This is a genomic window from Modestobacter sp. SYSU DS0657, assembly GCF_054050925.1.
Genome location: NZ_JBJHAG010000007.1, coordinates 78,616 through 91,912, shown reverse-complemented (window position 1 = coordinate 91,912; position 13,297 = coordinate 78,616). Strand labels below are relative to the sequence as shown.

The 13,297-nt window shown below is 76.7% G+C and carries 15 protein-coding genes; 10 read left to right on the top strand and 5 right to left on the bottom strand.

Features of this window, described 5'->3' with window-relative positions; translation table 11 throughout:
- The first annotated feature begins 97 nt into the window (after positions 1 to 97).
- Entirely contained in the window at positions 98 to 682 is a 585-nt protein-coding gene (locus tag ACI79A_RS06870) for a hypothetical protein (RefSeq protein ID WP_457081322.1), read from the top strand.
- Between the two features lie 61 nt (positions 683 to 743).
- Here ACI79A_RS06870 and ACI79A_RS06865 read toward each other — a convergent pair whose 3' ends face one another.
- Positions 744 to 2,288: an ATP-dependent DNA ligase gene (locus tag ACI79A_RS06865; protein WP_457081320.1), complete on the bottom strand. Its 1,545-nt coding sequence runs from the start codon at positions 2,286 to 2,288 to the stop codon at positions 744 to 746.
- Positions 2,289 to 2,371: 83 nt separating this feature from the next.
- Between ACI79A_RS06865 and ACI79A_RS06860 the strand changes: the two genes are divergently transcribed.
- The 3 genes from ACI79A_RS06860 to ACI79A_RS06850 are packed head-to-tail and all read left to right on the top strand — an operon-like array spanning position 2,372 to position 3,968.
- Positions 2,372 to 3,022, top strand: a complete 651-nt coding sequence (locus ACI79A_RS06860) for a class I SAM-dependent methyltransferase (protein ID WP_457081318.1) — start codon at positions 2,372 to 2,374, stop codon at positions 3,020 to 3,022.
- Positions 3,019 to 3,594: a hypothetical protein gene (locus ACI79A_RS06855; protein ID WP_457081316.1), complete on the top strand. Its 576-nt coding sequence runs from the start codon at positions 3,019 to 3,021 to the stop codon at positions 3,592 to 3,594. The genes ACI79A_RS06860 and ACI79A_RS06855 overlap by 4 nt, the downstream gene beginning before the upstream one ends.
- Positions 3,591 to 3,968, top strand: coding sequence for a DUF4267 domain-containing protein (locus ACI79A_RS06850; RefSeq protein WP_457081314.1), 378 nt, complete (start codon positions 3,591 to 3,593; stop codon positions 3,966 to 3,968). Before ACI79A_RS06855 ends, ACI79A_RS06850 begins: the two co-directional genes overlap by 4 nt.
- A gap of 107 nt (positions 3,969 to 4,075) precedes the next feature.
- Here the strand turns inward: ACI79A_RS06850 and ACI79A_RS06845 are convergent, their stop codons facing one another.
- Positions 4,076 to 4,255 (bottom strand): hypothetical protein, encoded by a 180-nt coding sequence (locus tag ACI79A_RS06845; protein ID WP_457081312.1) that lies wholly within the window; start codon positions 4,253 to 4,255, stop codon positions 4,076 to 4,078.
- Positions 4,252 to 4,404: a hypothetical protein gene (locus ACI79A_RS06840; protein WP_457081310.1), complete on the bottom strand. Its 153-nt coding sequence runs from the start codon at positions 4,402 to 4,404 to the stop codon at positions 4,252 to 4,254. Before ACI79A_RS06840 ends, ACI79A_RS06845 begins: the two co-directional genes overlap by 4 nt.
- Positions 4,405 to 4,479: 75 nt before the next feature.
- On the opposite strand from ACI79A_RS06840, the gene ACI79A_RS06835 reads away from it, so the two are divergent.
- Complete coding sequence (locus tag ACI79A_RS06835) at positions 4,480 to 6,129, top strand: bifunctional 3'-5' exonuclease/DNA polymerase (protein ID WP_457081308.1); 1,650 nt, start codon at positions 4,480 to 4,482, stop codon at positions 6,127 to 6,129.
- 84 nt (positions 6,130 to 6,213) lie between these two features.
- Here the strand turns inward: ACI79A_RS06835 and ACI79A_RS06830 are convergent, their stop codons facing one another.
- Positions 6,214 to 6,432, bottom strand: a complete 219-nt coding sequence (locus ACI79A_RS06830) for a hypothetical protein (protein WP_457081305.1) — start codon at positions 6,430 to 6,432, stop codon at positions 6,214 to 6,216.
- Between the two features lie 238 nt (positions 6,433 to 6,670).
- On the opposite strand from ACI79A_RS06830, the gene ACI79A_RS06825 reads away from it, so the two are divergent.
- Both ACI79A_RS06825 and ACI79A_RS06820 read left to right on the top strand, forming a co-directional pair.
- A complete protein-coding gene (locus ACI79A_RS06825) occupies positions 6,671 to 7,774 on the top strand; it encodes a glycosyltransferase (protein ID WP_457081303.1) in 1,104 nt (367 codons plus the stop codon).
- The gene (locus ACI79A_RS06820) at positions 7,771 to 8,499 is read left to right on the top strand and encodes a GDSL-type esterase/lipase family protein (RefSeq protein ID WP_457081301.1); all 729 of its coding nucleotides are present in this window, start codon (positions 7,771 to 7,773) and stop codon (positions 8,497 to 8,499) included. Before ACI79A_RS06825 ends, ACI79A_RS06820 begins: the two co-directional genes overlap by 4 nt.
- Here ACI79A_RS06820 and ACI79A_RS06815 read toward each other — a convergent pair.
- Positions 8,476 to 9,456, bottom strand: a complete 981-nt coding sequence (locus tag ACI79A_RS06815) for a patatin-like phospholipase family protein (protein ID WP_457081299.1) — start codon at positions 9,454 to 9,456, stop codon at positions 8,476 to 8,478. The genes ACI79A_RS06820 and ACI79A_RS06815 overlap by 24 nt on opposite strands.
- Before the next feature lie 192 nt (positions 9,457 to 9,648).
- Here ACI79A_RS06815 and ACI79A_RS06810 point away from each other — a divergent pair, with 192 nt between their 5' ends.
- Genes ACI79A_RS06810 through ACI79A_RS06800 form a run of 3 tightly spaced genes read left to right on the top strand, consistent with a single transcriptional unit; the run spans position 9,649 to position 13,276 of the window.
- Positions 9,649 to 12,114, top strand: a complete 2,466-nt coding sequence (locus ACI79A_RS06810) for a molybdopterin oxidoreductase family protein (RefSeq protein ID WP_457081297.1) — start codon at positions 9,649 to 9,651, stop codon at positions 12,112 to 12,114.
- The gene (locus ACI79A_RS06805; RefSeq protein ID WP_457081294.1) at positions 12,111 to 12,593 is read left to right on the top strand and encodes a hypothetical protein; all 483 of its coding nucleotides are present in this window, start codon (positions 12,111 to 12,113) and stop codon (positions 12,591 to 12,593) included. The genes ACI79A_RS06810 and ACI79A_RS06805 overlap by 4 nt, the downstream gene beginning before the upstream one ends.
- Entirely contained in the window at positions 12,593 to 13,276 is a 684-nt protein-coding gene (locus ACI79A_RS06800; protein ID WP_457081292.1) for a GPR1/FUN34/YaaH family transporter, read from the top strand. Before ACI79A_RS06805 ends, ACI79A_RS06800 begins: the two co-directional genes overlap by 1 nt.
- Positions 13,277 to 13,297: the final 21 nt, after the last annotated feature.

Here is a 13,297-nt window from a genome sequence, read left to right as displayed (position 1 = left end):
CGCGGCCTGACTGGTCGCGGTGTGTGCGCGGCCGGGTGCGGGTAGTCGACGGAGGTCTGAGCCCACGGACACCCGGCCGACAGAGGAGGCCGCACGCATGAGCACCAGCGACAACCACGTCCTCGCGCAAGCCGTCCACGACCTGGGCTCCGCGCTCTGGTTCGGGGGCACGGTGATGGGCGTCGCCGGCGTCAACAAGTCCGGCGCCGACCTGGAGCAGGGCATCGACCGGGTGCGGGTGGCCAGCGCCGCGTGGGGCCGGTTCGCGCCGGCGCAGTGGGCCGGAATCGGCGCCACCCTGGTCGCGGGGCTGCGGCTGACCCAGGTGGGCGGGCGCCGGGTGGCGCTGCAGCAGGGCTTCGGCACGGTGGGCGCGGTGAAGGCCGGCCTCGCCGTGGCCGGCGCGGGCGCCACCGCCTTCGCCGCCTACAGCGGCGCCCGGATCGGCCGGCTGGCCGAGGAGGCGGAGCGCCAGACGGGCTCCGTCGAGGTCAAGGACGCCACCATCCCCGCCGCCGGCACCCCGGCGGAGATCGCCACCTGGCAGCGCCGGCAGCGGATCACCCAGTTCGCGGTGCCGGTGCTGGCCGGGGCGAACATCGTCTGCAACTCCTGGCTGGTGCAGTCCTACCGGGCCGGCGCCACTCTCAAGGGCGTGGCCAAGCGGCTGCTGCCGAACTGACCGCCCGGGGTGAGCCGGCCTGCCGCCCGGTGCGCCGCGGCCGGACGGACGGCGGCGCGGCTCACCCTCCGGCGAACAGGGCGCGGACCGCGTCGAGGGTGTCCGCCTCGGCCGGCGTCTTGTCCGGGCGGTACCGCACCACGCGGGCGAACCGCAGCGCCACGCCGCCGGGGTAGCGGGTGCTGCGCTGGGCTCCGTCGACGGCGATCTCCACCACCAGCTCCGGGCGCAGCCGCACACCCCAGTCGGCCTGCTCCACGGCGGAATCGGGGAAGGTGCGGGTCTGCCAGGCCAGCAGCTCGTCGGTCATCCCCTTGAACGTCTTGCCGACCATCACCGGCTCGCCGCCGTCGGGGTCGCGGGCGCCGAGGTGGATGTTGGACAGCGTGCCGGTGCGCCGCCCGTAACCCCACTCGGCGCCGAGCACCACCAGGTCCAGGGTGTGCACCGGCTTCACCTTCTGCCAGGCGCGGCCCCGGCGGCCTGCCGCATAGGGCGCGTCCAGGGCCTTGACCACCACGCCCTCGTGCCCGTGGGCCAGCGCGTCGTCGAGCACCGCCGCGGCCTGCTCCGCGGTGGGACGGCGGACGCCGGGCATCCGCAGCGGCGCGTGCTCGGGCGCGGCCAGCAGCCCGGCCAGTGCGTCCAGCCGCACCGTCAGCGGCTCGTCGAGCAGGTCCCGGCCGTCCAGGTGCAGCAGGTCGAAGAAGAACGGGCTGAGCAGCAGGCCGGCTCCGCCGTCCCCACCCGCCCCGTCGCTGCCGAACCGGCTCATCGTGTCCTGGAAGGCGCGCGGCCGGCCGTCGTCGTCCAGCGCGAGGGTCTCCCCGTCGAGCACGCAGGCCCGGCACGGCAGCGCGCGCACCCGCTCGACCAGCTCGGGCACCCCGTCGGTGACCTCGCGGAGCGTGCGGGTCCACACCCGCACCAGCTCGCCGTCGCGGTGCACCTGGATGCGCGCGCCGTCGAGCTTGAACTCCACGGTGACCTCGCTGCCGAGATCGGCCAGTGCGGCGTCCAGCGACGAGCCGGGGCCGGCCAGCATCGGCCGCACCGGGCGGCCGACCCGCAGCCGCTCGGCGTCCAGCGCCGCCACCCCGCCGGTCAGCGCCGCGGCCGCCGTGCCCGGCAGGCTGCCCGACAGCATGAACGCCCGGCGCACGCTCGCGGCCGGGACGTCGGCCGCGGTGGCGATGGCGTCGAGCACCACGCCCTCCAGCGCGCCCTGCCGCAGCTCGCCGGTGAGGAGCCGGACCAGGAACTGCTGCTCGTCCGCGGTCGCCGCACCCAGCAGCGCGCTCAGGGCCGCGTCGCGCCGCGCCGCGGAGCCGGTGCCCGACGTCGTCGCCAGCTCCTCCAGCGCGGCGTCCACGCCGCCGACGCCGAGCGACGGCGCCTCCGCCGGGCTCCCGGCCAGCCGGGACAGGGTCCGCCAGCCGACGCCGAGCCGGCCCTGGCGGGGCTCCCCGGCCAGCCACCCGGTGACCGCGCCGACTTCGTCGGCGTCCGCCCGCCGCAGCAGGTCGGCGATCGCGCTGGCCTTGGCGGTGCGCGACCGGGTGGCCGCGACGGCGGCGGAGGCGGCGACGACGTCGGCGAGCAGCACGCCGGCCAGGGTGCCAGCCGCCCGGGGTGAGGCGCCCGGACACCGCACGGTTGTGCCCGCGGTCGCGCGGGCACCACCGGACCGTGCCCGAGACGACTGGTCCTGCCGACTCCCGAACCCCGGGGGTGCCGCCGACGCTCGTCGACGGCACCCGGCTGTGGGTCGACGCCCGGCTGCGGGCCCTCGTGCAGCGCCGCGCGGAGGCCGCGATCCTCCACCGGCTGGGCGGGGACGTGCCCGGTGGCCGGGCCCTGGAGCTGGGCACCGGTCGGCGCGGCACCGGCCTGCGGCTGGCGGTGGAGCGCTTCGGCGCCGAGCACGTCACCGGCATCGAGCTCTTCCCGGCCTCGGTGCAGGCCTCCCGCACGGCGACCCGCGACCTCGGCGACCGGGTCACCGTGCAGCAGGGCGACGCCACCGCGCTGACCCTGGACGACGCCTCCGTCGACGCGGTGTTCGGCTACCACGTGCTGCACCACGTCGGCCCGTGGCGCGACGTCGTCCGGGAGGCGGCCCGGGTGCTGCGCCCGGGCGGGCGCTTCTACTCCTGCGAGATGACCGCCCGGCTCATCGACAGCCGGCCGCTGCGCGCCGTCTCCCGGCACCCGGCCGACGGCGACCGCCCCACCCCGGAGGCAGTCGCGAGCGCCTGCCGGGACGCCGGACTCACCGTCGTCGCACAGGAGACGAGGCTGGTCGGCTGCTGGACCGGGCTGGTCGCGGCCCGCTCGTGACCGGCCCGGAGGCCCGCCCCGGCGCCACGCTGGGTGCCGCGCTGCGGCTGCTCGGCCGGCGGTGGCGGGCCGCCTACCTGGCTGCGCTCATCGCGGCGTCGGTGAACGCCGTCCCCGACGTGCTGCGGCAGGTGCTCGTCTGGGACGACCCGCGCTACGCCGCCGCCCTGGCCGTCGACGTCGTCGGCTTCGCCACGGGGCTGGTCGCCCAGCTGTGGGTCACCGGGGCGGTCGCCGGGCTGCCGGACGGCGGCCCGCTGCGGTCGGCCGGTGCGCTGCGCCGGGGGTTCGCGATCGCGCTGCGCGCCGTCCGCCGGGCGCCGGGCGCGGTGCTGGCCGGCGTCGTCGCCGGCGGAGCGGTCTCGGCGCTGCTCACCATGCCGCCCTCGGTGGCCGCGCTCGGCCTGGACCGGGTGATCGGGCCGCTGGACTCCCCGGGCGTCGTGCCGTTCGCCGTCGCCACGGTCAGCGACTGGGTGGCCAGCACCGCCACCCTGCCCTTCCTGGCCCTCGTGCTCGTGCTGCTGGGTGCCGGTTGGCCGGGCCCGCGACCGGGCACCAGCCGGTCATGACTCGCGACTGGGACGTCACCCGCAAGACCATCGGCTCGCTGTCGGTGTGGCTGGGCACCGGCGCGCTGTTCGCGCCGCGGGCGATCGCCGGCGTGCTCGGCGTCCGCGAGCAGGCGGCGCGGGGCGACGTCGCGCTGCCGCTGCTGGTGCGCCTCATCGCCGCCCGGAACATCGCCATGGGCGCCGCCCTGCTGGTCACCCCCGCGCCGCAGGCCCGCCGGACGACGGAGGTGACCCTGCTGCTCACCGCGCTGGACGCGGCCGCGGTGCTCGTGGCCCGCCGGGGACGGGACGTGGCGGGCCGCAGCGCCGGGCTGTCGCTGGTCGTCGCGTCGCTCGCGGCGGCCGGCGCGGTGCGCTGGCACCGGCGCTGACCGCCGCGGGTCAGGTCAGCCGGCCGGGCGACTGCTGCGATCTCGGGGTCTCCCGAGCACGGAGACCACGGGATCGCAGAGGTCGCCGCGGCGCGGACGCCCGCGGGCTAGGCGGGGACGCCGTCCGGATCGTCCGGGCCATCCGGGTCGACGGTGGGCTCGACCGGCAGGTCCGGCTCGGGTGGGGCCGGGGGCAGGTCGTCCGGGGTGTCCGGCAGCAGCGGACCGGGGTCGTCCGGCATCGGTGCGTTCGGGTCCAGCGGCGGGTACTCCGGGTCGGCGGTCACAGCAGCCGGTCCAGGTCGTCGGGGCCGGGACCCGTCCCGCCGGAGTCACGCAGCGGGGAGGTCTCGGGCAGGTCGTCGTCCGGCGGCTCGGTGGCCACCGGACCCTCGGCGTACAGGGAGTCGGGGTCCCTCGGGTCGATCTCGGTCATCCGCCTGCCCTACCCGGGCGACGCGCCCTGACGCACGGTGGCGCCGTTGTCGGACCCCTCGGCGAGACTGGGCGGGTGGAGCGGCTCCTGCTGGTGCGGCGGGGCGGGAACGTCGAGGTGCGGGCGCACGCCGGCGGCGAGGTGGAGGTGACCCGGCTGCCGGCCGCGGAGCTGCCCGGCTTCGTGGCCGCGCGGGAGGGGCCGCCGGTCCGCTGGATCTGGGACGACACCACCCGCTGGTACCCGGCGTTGCTGGACGCCGGGGTGCGGGTCGGGCGCTGCACCGACCTGCGGCTCTGCCACGCCCTGCTGCGCCGCTCCCCGTTCGTCGACCAGGCACTGCTGGCCGGCCCGGACACCGCGGGCTGGGACGCGCTCCAGCCCGTCGTCGCCGCCGACCCCGCGCTCATCCCCCTCGCCGACCCGGCCGACGCGCTCGACCCGGCGGCCGAGGACCGGCGACAGCAGGCCGCGCTGGCGGCCGCCGCCCAGCGCGGCCGGCTGGGGCTGCTGCTGGCCGCGGAGTCCTCCGGGGCGCTCGTCGCCGCGGAGATGACGCACGCCGGCCTGCCCTGGCGGACGGACCTGCACGAGCGGCTGCTGACCGACCTGCTGGGTCCGCGACCCCCGGCAGGTCAGCGCCCGGCGGTGCTGGAGCGGCTGGCCGCCGAGATCCGCAGCGCGCTCCGGGCGCCGGAGCTCAACCCCGACTCCCCGGGCGGGCTGCTCCGGGCCCTGCAGACCGCCGGACTGCCGGTCGAGGACACCCGCTCCTGGACCCTCGAGCAGCTCGACCACCCGTGCGTCCCGGCCGTGCTGGAGTACAAGAAGCTGTCCCGGCTGCTGGCCGCGAACGGCTGGAACTGGCTGCACACGTGGGTCCGCGGCAACCGGTTCCGGTCGGTCTTCGTGCCCGGCGGGGTGGTCACCGGGCGCTGGGCGTCGAACGGCGGCGGCGCCCTGTCGGTGCCCACCCAGATCCGCCCGGCGGCGGTCGCCGACGAGGGCTGGCGGTTCGTCGTCGCCGACGTCGCCCAGCTGGAGCCGCGGGTGCTGGCCGGGATGAGCCGGGACGCCGCGATGGCCCAGGCGGCGCGGTCGGCCGACCTGTACGCCGGCATGGTCGCCGACGGCACGGTGGCCACCCGGGCTGAGGCGAAGGTCGGCATGCTCGGGGCGATGTACGGCGGCACCCGCGGGGAGAGCGGGCGGATGATGCCGCGGCTGACCCGCCGCTACCCCCGGGCGATCGGGCTGGTCGAGGAGGCCGCCCGGGCGGGCGAGCGTGGCGAGGTGGTGCACACCCTGCTCGGCCGCGGCTCGCCGCTGCCCACCGGCTCGTGGGCGGAGCAGGCGGCCGACCTGGGGGAGCCGCCGGAACCGGCCGGATCGCGGGAGGACGCCGACCGGCGCCGCCGCGCATGGGGGAGGTTCACCCGCAACTTCGTCGTCCAGGGCACCGGTGCCGAGTGGGCGCTGTGCTGGCTGGCCGACCTGCGCAACCGGCTGTGGCAGCTGGGCGAGGGAGCGCTGACCGACCGCCCGCACCTGGTCTTCTTCCTGCACGACGAGGTGCTGGTGCACACCCCGGCGCGGTACGCCGACGACGTCGCCGCCGCGGTGCGGGACTCGGCCGCGGTGGCCGGGCGCCTGCTGTTCGGGGAGTTCCCGGTCGACTTCCCGCTCGACGTCGCCGTCGTCCGGTCCTGGGCGGATGCCGGCTGACCTCCCCGGCGGCGGAGCGCAGCGGGCCCCGCGGTCGGGTGACCGCGGGGCCCGCTCATGTCCGTGCGGAGTGCTGGGCCGACCTCAGGCGAGGCCCTCGTTGTGCGGCTCGATGCTGGCCGAGGGGTCGACGCCCTCGTCGGCAGCGGGCTGTACGGGTCCCTCGCCGGGCTGCGAACCGCTGCCGGCCGCGGTGTTGCGCGAGGAGCGCTCCGGGTCGTTCACGTCGGTGGTGGTGGGCGCCTGGCCGATCCGCTTGGCGGCCTCGCCCGTGCCGGTCTCCTCGATCTCGTGCTCGCTCACGTCTCCTCCATCCGATGGATACGGTCAGCTGCGTCCGGGTTCCTACCCGGGGCGCCGCGGACCACGCACCGATCGCGCGGCCCGGCCCGGTCCCGAGGTCGACGTTCGGTCACGCAGAGTTCGCCGGGGCTTCAGCCGCCCCCGTGCGAGTGCGGCCCGGGTCGCGTCCGCAGCACGGGCAGGCTGGGGGCATGCCCGGAGCACCGACCCCGGAGGCCCGACGCGGGTGGACCGCGGGATGAGGGTCCTGCAGGCGGCCAACTTCGTCTCGGCCACCTCGGGGGGACTCCGCACCGCCCTCGACCACCTCGCCGCGGGCTACGCGGCAGCGGGGCACGAGGTGGTGCAGGTCGTCCCGGGAGCCGCGGACGAGGTGGTCCGCACCGGCTGGGGGCGCCGGGTCGTGCTGCGAGCCCCTGCCCTGGTGGTGGCCCCCGGGTACCGCGCGCTGCTGGACCGCCGGCGGATCCGGTCGGTGGTCGAGCAGATGGCCCCGGACACGGTGGAGGTGCACGACCGGACCACCCTGCGCTGGCTGGGGCGCTGGGCGCGCGGCGCGGGCGTGCCGGCGCTGGTGGTGAGCCACGAGCGGCTCGACCGGTGGGTGCGGCAGTGGACCGGGCTGCCCGGGGCGGCGGTGGCCGACCGCACCAACGCCCGCCTGACCCGCGACTTCGACGCGGTCGTGTGCACGACCGAGTGGGCCGCCGAGGAGTTCCGCCGCATCGGCGCACCGCACCTGGCCGTCGTCCCGCTGGGCGTGGACGCCGGCACCTTCGCCGCCCGCACCGGCGAGCGGCCCGAGCCCACCGGGGAGGTGCGGCTGGTGATGGCCAGCCGGCTGTCCTGGGAGAAGCGCCCGGACCTGGCCGTGGCGGCGCTGCGCGAGCTCCGGCGCCGCGGCGTGCCGGCCCGGCTGGTCGTCGCGGGGGAGGGGCCGCTGCGCCGGCCGCTGCAGGCGGTCACCCGGGGCCTGCCGGTCGAGTGGCTGGGGTTCGTCCGGGGGAGGGACCGGCTGGCGCAGGTGCTGGCCGACGCCGACGTCGCCCTGGCCCCCGGCCCCATCGAGACGTTCGGGCTGGCCGCCCTGGAAGCGCTGGCGTGCGGCACCCCGGTGGTCGCCGCGTCCCGCTCCGCGCTGCCCGGGGTCCTCGGCCCGCGGGCCGGTCGTGCCGCGGCGGGCACCGGGGCGGCCTTCGCCGACGCCGTGCAGGACCTGGTCGGCGTCCCGGAAGGCGTCCGGCGCCGGGCCGCCCGGGCGCGGGCCGAGGAGTTTCCCTGGGGCTCGACGGTGCAGGGGTTCCTCGCGGTGCACACCGGCGCGCGGCAGGTGGCGGTGTGACGCTCGTGGCGGCCCTGGGCGACAGCCTCTCCTGCGGTGAGGGCGTCGGGCTGCGCATCGAGGTGGAGCGCACCTGGGTGGGGCTGGTGGCCGCCGCGCTGCCGGGGGCCCGGCTGGTGCCGCTGGCGACCGCCGGCGCGCGGGTGGCCGACGTCCGGGACCGCCAGCTGCCCCGGGTCCCCGGCGAGCTGGACCTGGCGACCGTGCTGGTGGGTCTCAACGACGTGGCGCGCTCGGGCTTCCTCCCCGACGCGGTGGGCGGCGGCCTGCTCGACGTCGTCACGGCCCTGCGGGCGCGGCGTGCCGAGGTGCTGGTCGGCCGGCTGCACGACCCGGCCGCGGTGCTGCGCCTGCCCGGGCCGGTCGCCCGCGCGGTGCGGCAGCGCGTCGCGGTCGTGAACGCCGCGGTCGACGCCGCGGCGGAGCTGCCGGGGGTGCACGTCGTCGACCTGGGAGCCGTGCCCGCGCTGGCCGGTGCACCCGGCTGGGCGGCCGACCGGGTGCACCCCAGCCGGGCCGGTCACCGGGGCCTGGCCGCCGCCGCGACCGAGGTGCTGCGGGCGGTGGGCTGGAGGCTCGGCCGGGTGGCGGCACCGGAGCCCGGTGGAGGCCCGACGACGGGGGAGCGGGCCTGGTGGGCACTCCGCCACGGGCTGCCCTACGCCGTCGGCCACGCCCGTGAGCTGGGCGGGCCGGTGGCCTCAGCGGTCCTGCGTCGCGGCTGAGGCGGCCCACGGCCGACCGGCGAGCCAGCGCCCGGCCGTCGCCCGGCCGGCCTGCAGGAGCTCGGTGGTACGGCGGACGTCGCGTGGCCCGGCCGGCAGCGTCTCCAGCAGCCCGGCGGCCCAGGCGTCGGCGACGTGGGGCAGCACCGCCACCCGCGGGTCGTCGAGCGCCTCGCGGACGGCGGCGCGGTTCGCCGCGGCCCGGGCCACGGTGAACGACCGCAGCACCGCGTCCAGCGCCCCCGGCCCGCTCTCCTCCGGTGCCACGTACGCGGCCCGGCCCTCGGTCACCGGGACGCCGCAGGCCAGGGCCGGGACGACGTCGGACGCGGCCGCGCAGACGTCCACCCGGCCGGTCACCGGGGCCAGACCGCAGTCGAGCACCAGGATCCGGTCGTCGGGGCCGGCGACCTCCAGCGCAGCCGACACCGGGACGCCGTCGACGATGCCGCCGTCGACGTGCCGGTGCCCGTCGGGCAGCAGCACCGGGCGGAAGAGCCCGGGCAGCGCGGAGCTGGCCACCAGGGCGTCACCCACCGCGCCGGTGGCGTGCCGGGCGGCCGTTCCACAGTCCAGGCAGGTGGTGGTGACGGTGACCGGCACCGACAGCTCGGCCAGGTCGTGCGCCGGCACGTGGGTGGCGATCATCCGGCGCAGCGGCCGGTCGTCGAGCAGCGCGCCTCCGCGGCGCAGCGAGCGCGCCAGCCCGGCGGTGCGGGAACGCCAGCCGGGGCGCAGCACACCGGTCAGGACCGGGTCCTGCCACAGCCCGGCGAGCTCGTCGGCGCGGCGGGCGTCGGGGCGGACGGCGAGGAACGCGGCGTTGATCGCGCCGACGGAGGCGCCGTGCAGGTGGTCGACCTCGACCCCGGCCCCGAGGAGCGCCTGCAGCGCGCCGGCCTGGAAGGCGCCCAGTGCGGCGCCGCCGCCGAGCACGACGTGGGTGCGTTGGGGCACGCGGGTCCTCCTCTCCGGTCCGGGTGAGCGCTCCACGCTACGCGCGGCCGGGCGGAACGCCGGTCCGTCACCGGGCCGGCGCCACCGGCAGCTGGTGAACATCGACCTGCCGACCGCGCCGGGGGTGTGCCCGGCCGCGGGACGGGGCACGGTCCGCGGTGACGACGACGCCGAGCGAGCTGGGGACTTCCGATGCAGCGGACCGACCGCATCGCCGAACCGTGGGGCACGCGGACCCCGTACGGGCCGGGGGAGACCTGGCCCACCCGGGTCGACAGCCACCTCGCCGAGGGCCTCACCGAGGCCGACGTCGACCGGTGGGTGCAGTCGGCCACGATCCTGCACTCCAACGGCGACGGGCTGGACATCGCCGTCAAGGACGGCGAGATCGTCGGCGTCCGGGGCCGCGCGGAGGACCGGGTCAACCACGGTCGGCTCGGCCCCAAGGACCTGTTCGGCTGGCAGGCCAACAACTCACCGGACCGGTTGACCACGCCGCTCATCCGGCGGAACGGGGAGCTGGTGGAGACCGACTGGGACACCGCCATGGACGCGGTGGTCGGCCGTGCCAAGGACCTGCTGGACGAGCAGGGCCCCAGCGCGATCAGCTTCTACACGACCGGTCAGCTGTTCCTGGAGGAGTACTACACCCTCGGGCTGATCGCGCACGGCGGCATCGGCACCAACCACGTCGACGGCAACACCCGGTTGTGCACCGCCACCGCGGCCGCGGCGCTGAAGGAGTCCTTCGGCAGCGACGGGCAGCCGGGCTCCTACACCGACATCGACCACGCCGACGTCATCGCGCTGTTCGGGCACAACATGGCCGAGACCCAGACGGTGCTCTGGACCCGCATCCTGGACCGGCTGGCCGGCCCGAACCCCCCGCAGGTCATCTGTGTCGACCCGCGGGAGACCCCGGTGGCCCGGGCGGCGACGGTGCACCTGGCGCCGCGGCCGGGCACCAACGTGATGCTGATGAACGCGCTGCTGCACGAGGTGATCGCCAACGGCTGGGTGGACGACGAGTACGTGCAGGCGCACGCCGTCGGCTTCGCCGAGCTGGAGAAGCGGGTGGCCGACTACCCGCCCCCGCTCGCCGCCCAGATCTGCGACGTGCCGGTCGAGCAGATCCGCGAGGCGGCCCGCATCCTGGGCACCGCCGAGCGGCTGATGTCCAGCGTGCTGCAGGGCTTCTACCAGTCCCACCAGGCGTCCGCGGCGGCCACGCAGGTCAACAACCTGCACATCATCCGGGGGATGCTCGGCAGGCCCGGCTGCGGGCTGCTGCAGATGAACGGCCAGCCGACGGCGCAGAACACCCGGGAGTGCGGCGCCGACGGCGACCTCCCGGCCTTCCGCAACTGGTCGAACGAGGCGCACGTCGAGGACCTGGCGAGGGTCTGGAACCTCGACCCGATGCAGATCCCGCACTACTCGCCGCCCACGCACGCCATGCAGATGTTCCGGTACGCCGAGGAGGGCTCCATCCGGTTCATGTGGGTGCAGGCCACCAACCCGGCGGTCTCCCTGCCGGAGCTGGGCCGGATCCGGGAGGTCCTGGCGCAGGAGCGGCTGTTCCTCGTGGTCCAGGACATCTTCCTCTCCGAGACCGCGCAGCTGGCCGACGTGGTCCTGCCGGCGGCCACCTGGGGCGAGAAGACCGGCACGTTCACCAACGTCGATCGGACCGTGCACCTCTCGGACAAGGCGGTCGAGCCGCCCGGCGAGGCCCGCCCCGACCTGGACATCTTCATCGACTTCAGCCGGCGGATGGGCCTGCAGGACAAGGACGGCGAGCCGCTGGTGAAGTGGGACGACCCGGAGGGTGCCTTCGAGGGCTGGAAGGAGTGCACCCGCGGCCGGCCGTGCGACTACACCGGGCTGAGCTACGAGAAGCTCCGCGGCGGCAGCGGCATCCAGTGGCCGTGCAACGACGAGCACCCCGACGGCACCGAGCACATCTACGTCGACGGCCAGTTCTGGGCCGCACCGGACCACTGCGAGAGCTACGGCCGGGACCTGGTCACCGGCGCACCCGTCTCGCAGACCGAGTACAAGGCGCTCAACCCGCACGGCAAGGCGGTCCTCAAGGCCGTGGAGTACGTGCCGCCGCATGAGATCCCCAGCCAGGAGTTCCCCTTCCAGCTGATCACCGGGCGGACGCTCTACCACTTCCACACCCGCACGAAGACCGCCCGCGCGCCGCAGCTGCAACGCGCGGCGCCGGAGGTCTGGGTGGAGCTCTCGGTCAGCGACGCCGCGGACCGCGGCTGGGCCGAGGGCGATCTGCTGGAGGTCAGCACACCGCGCGGCCGGGTGCAGGCCCGGTTGCGGATCAGTGGCATCCGCCCCGGCGTGGCCTTCCTGCCGTTCCACTACGGCTACTGGGACGAACCAGGCGGCCACCAGCCCGACGGCGAGCGCGGCCGCGCCGCGAACGAGCTGACCATCACCGACTGGGACCCGGTCTCCAAGCAGCCGCTGTTCAAGGCCGCCGCCGCCCGGGTCGAGCGGATCGCGGCCGGCGACGGGCACTCGGCCGCGCCGACGACCACCGGATCCCGGCCGGTGACGGGCGACGTCCCGCCGACCGTGGGCGGCCCCGCCGCGGAGAGCACCGAGGAGCTCGCGACCGTCACCGGAGGTGCACGATGAAGCTCGGCCTGGCCATCGAGGAGCTCCACCGCTCGGAGAACCACCTGGCGGGGGCGCTGCTCGCCGCCTCGGACCGGCACAAGGCCGACCACGAGGTCTTCCACGTCGCCCGCGACATCGCCCGGTGGTCGCAGGACCACGTGCAGGCGCTCGCCGCGATCGGGCAGGACTACGGCCTGCAGCTCGACGCCGAGCCGGAGGGCGACCCCAGCCTGCTCGCCACCCTGCGGCAGAAGGCGTCGGAGGCGGTGGGCCGGCGGTCGGAGCCGGGGATGTTGCTGCTGGCCGACCTGCGGCACATCTACCGCGAGGCCGCCGGGGTCTCGCTGGACTGGGAGCTGCTCGCCCAGGCGGCCCAGGGGGCGCGGAAGCCCGAGCTGCTGGAGCTGGCCGAGCGGTGCCACCCGGAGACGCTGCGGCAGATGCGTTGGGCCAACGCGAAGCTCAAGGAGTCCGCGACCCAGGCGCTGGTCAGCTGATGCCCGGCCCGCACCGGGCGCCGGCCCCGCCGTCCACCCAGGTCGTCCTCCGCCCGCTGGCCACCCCCCTCCCGCTGGGCTTCCTCGCCCTCGCGCTGGCGACCACGGTGTTCAGCGCCGTACAGCTGGGGTGGGTCGACCCGGACCAGGGCCGGATCGCCGCGATCACCGCACTGGCCGCGACCGTGCCGCTGCAGCTGCTCGCCTCGGTGTTCGGCTTCCTCAGCCGGGACCCGGTCGCCGCGACCGGCATGGGCATCCTCAGCGGCACCTGGGCGGTGGCCGGGTTCACCACGCTCACGCTGCCGCCCGGCAGCACCAGCTCGGGACTGGGCGTGTTGCTGGTCGTCGCCGGGCTGGCCATGCTCGTCCCGGCGGCGACGGCGGTCAGCAGCAAGGTGCTGCCGGCCCTGGTGATGGCGGTCGCCGCCGCCCGGTTCGGAACCACGGGGGTCTACGAGATGACCGGCTCCTCGGACTGGAAGGCGGTCGCCGGGTGGGTGGGCATCGCGCTGGCGGCGGTGGCGTTCTACACCGCCCTGGCCCTCGAGCTGGAGGGCGCGCAGGAGAAGACGGTCCTGCCGGTCGGCCGGCGCGGACCCGGACGCTCGGCGATGGACGGGGAGGGCTCGCTGGACCCGTCCGCGCTGGCCGCGGAGGCCGGCGTCCGGCCGCAGCTGTGACCCCGACCGCCGGCGCACCCG

Excerpts from the sequence above, each read along its gene's own strand:
- ACI79A_RS06870 (WP_457081322.1), top strand. The coding sequence starts at position 98 with ATGAGCACCAGCGACAACCACGTCCTCGCGCAAGCCGTCCACGACCTG.
- ACI79A_RS06850 (WP_457081314.1), top strand. The coding sequence starts at position 3,591 with ATGACTCGCGACTGGGACGTCACCCGCAAGACCATCGGCTCGCTGTCG.
- ACI79A_RS06840 (WP_457081310.1), bottom strand. The coding sequence starts at position 4,404 with ATGACCGAGATCGACCCGAGGGACCCCGACTCCCTGTACGCCGAGGGT.
- ACI79A_RS06825 (WP_457081303.1), top strand. The coding sequence starts at position 6,671 with ATGAGGGTCCTGCAGGCGGCCAACTTCGTCTCGGCCACCTCGGGGGGA.
- ACI79A_RS06810 (WP_457081297.1), top strand. The coding sequence starts at position 9,649 with ATGCAGCGGACCGACCGCATCGCCGAACCGTGGGGCACGCGGACCCCG.
- ACI79A_RS06805 (WP_457081294.1), top strand. The coding sequence starts at position 12,111 with ATGAAGCTCGGCCTGGCCATCGAGGAGCTCCACCGCTCGGAGAACCAC.
- ACI79A_RS06800 (WP_457081292.1), top strand. The coding sequence starts at position 12,593 with ATGCCCGGCCCGCACCGGGCGCCGGCCCCGCCGTCCACCCAGGTCGTC.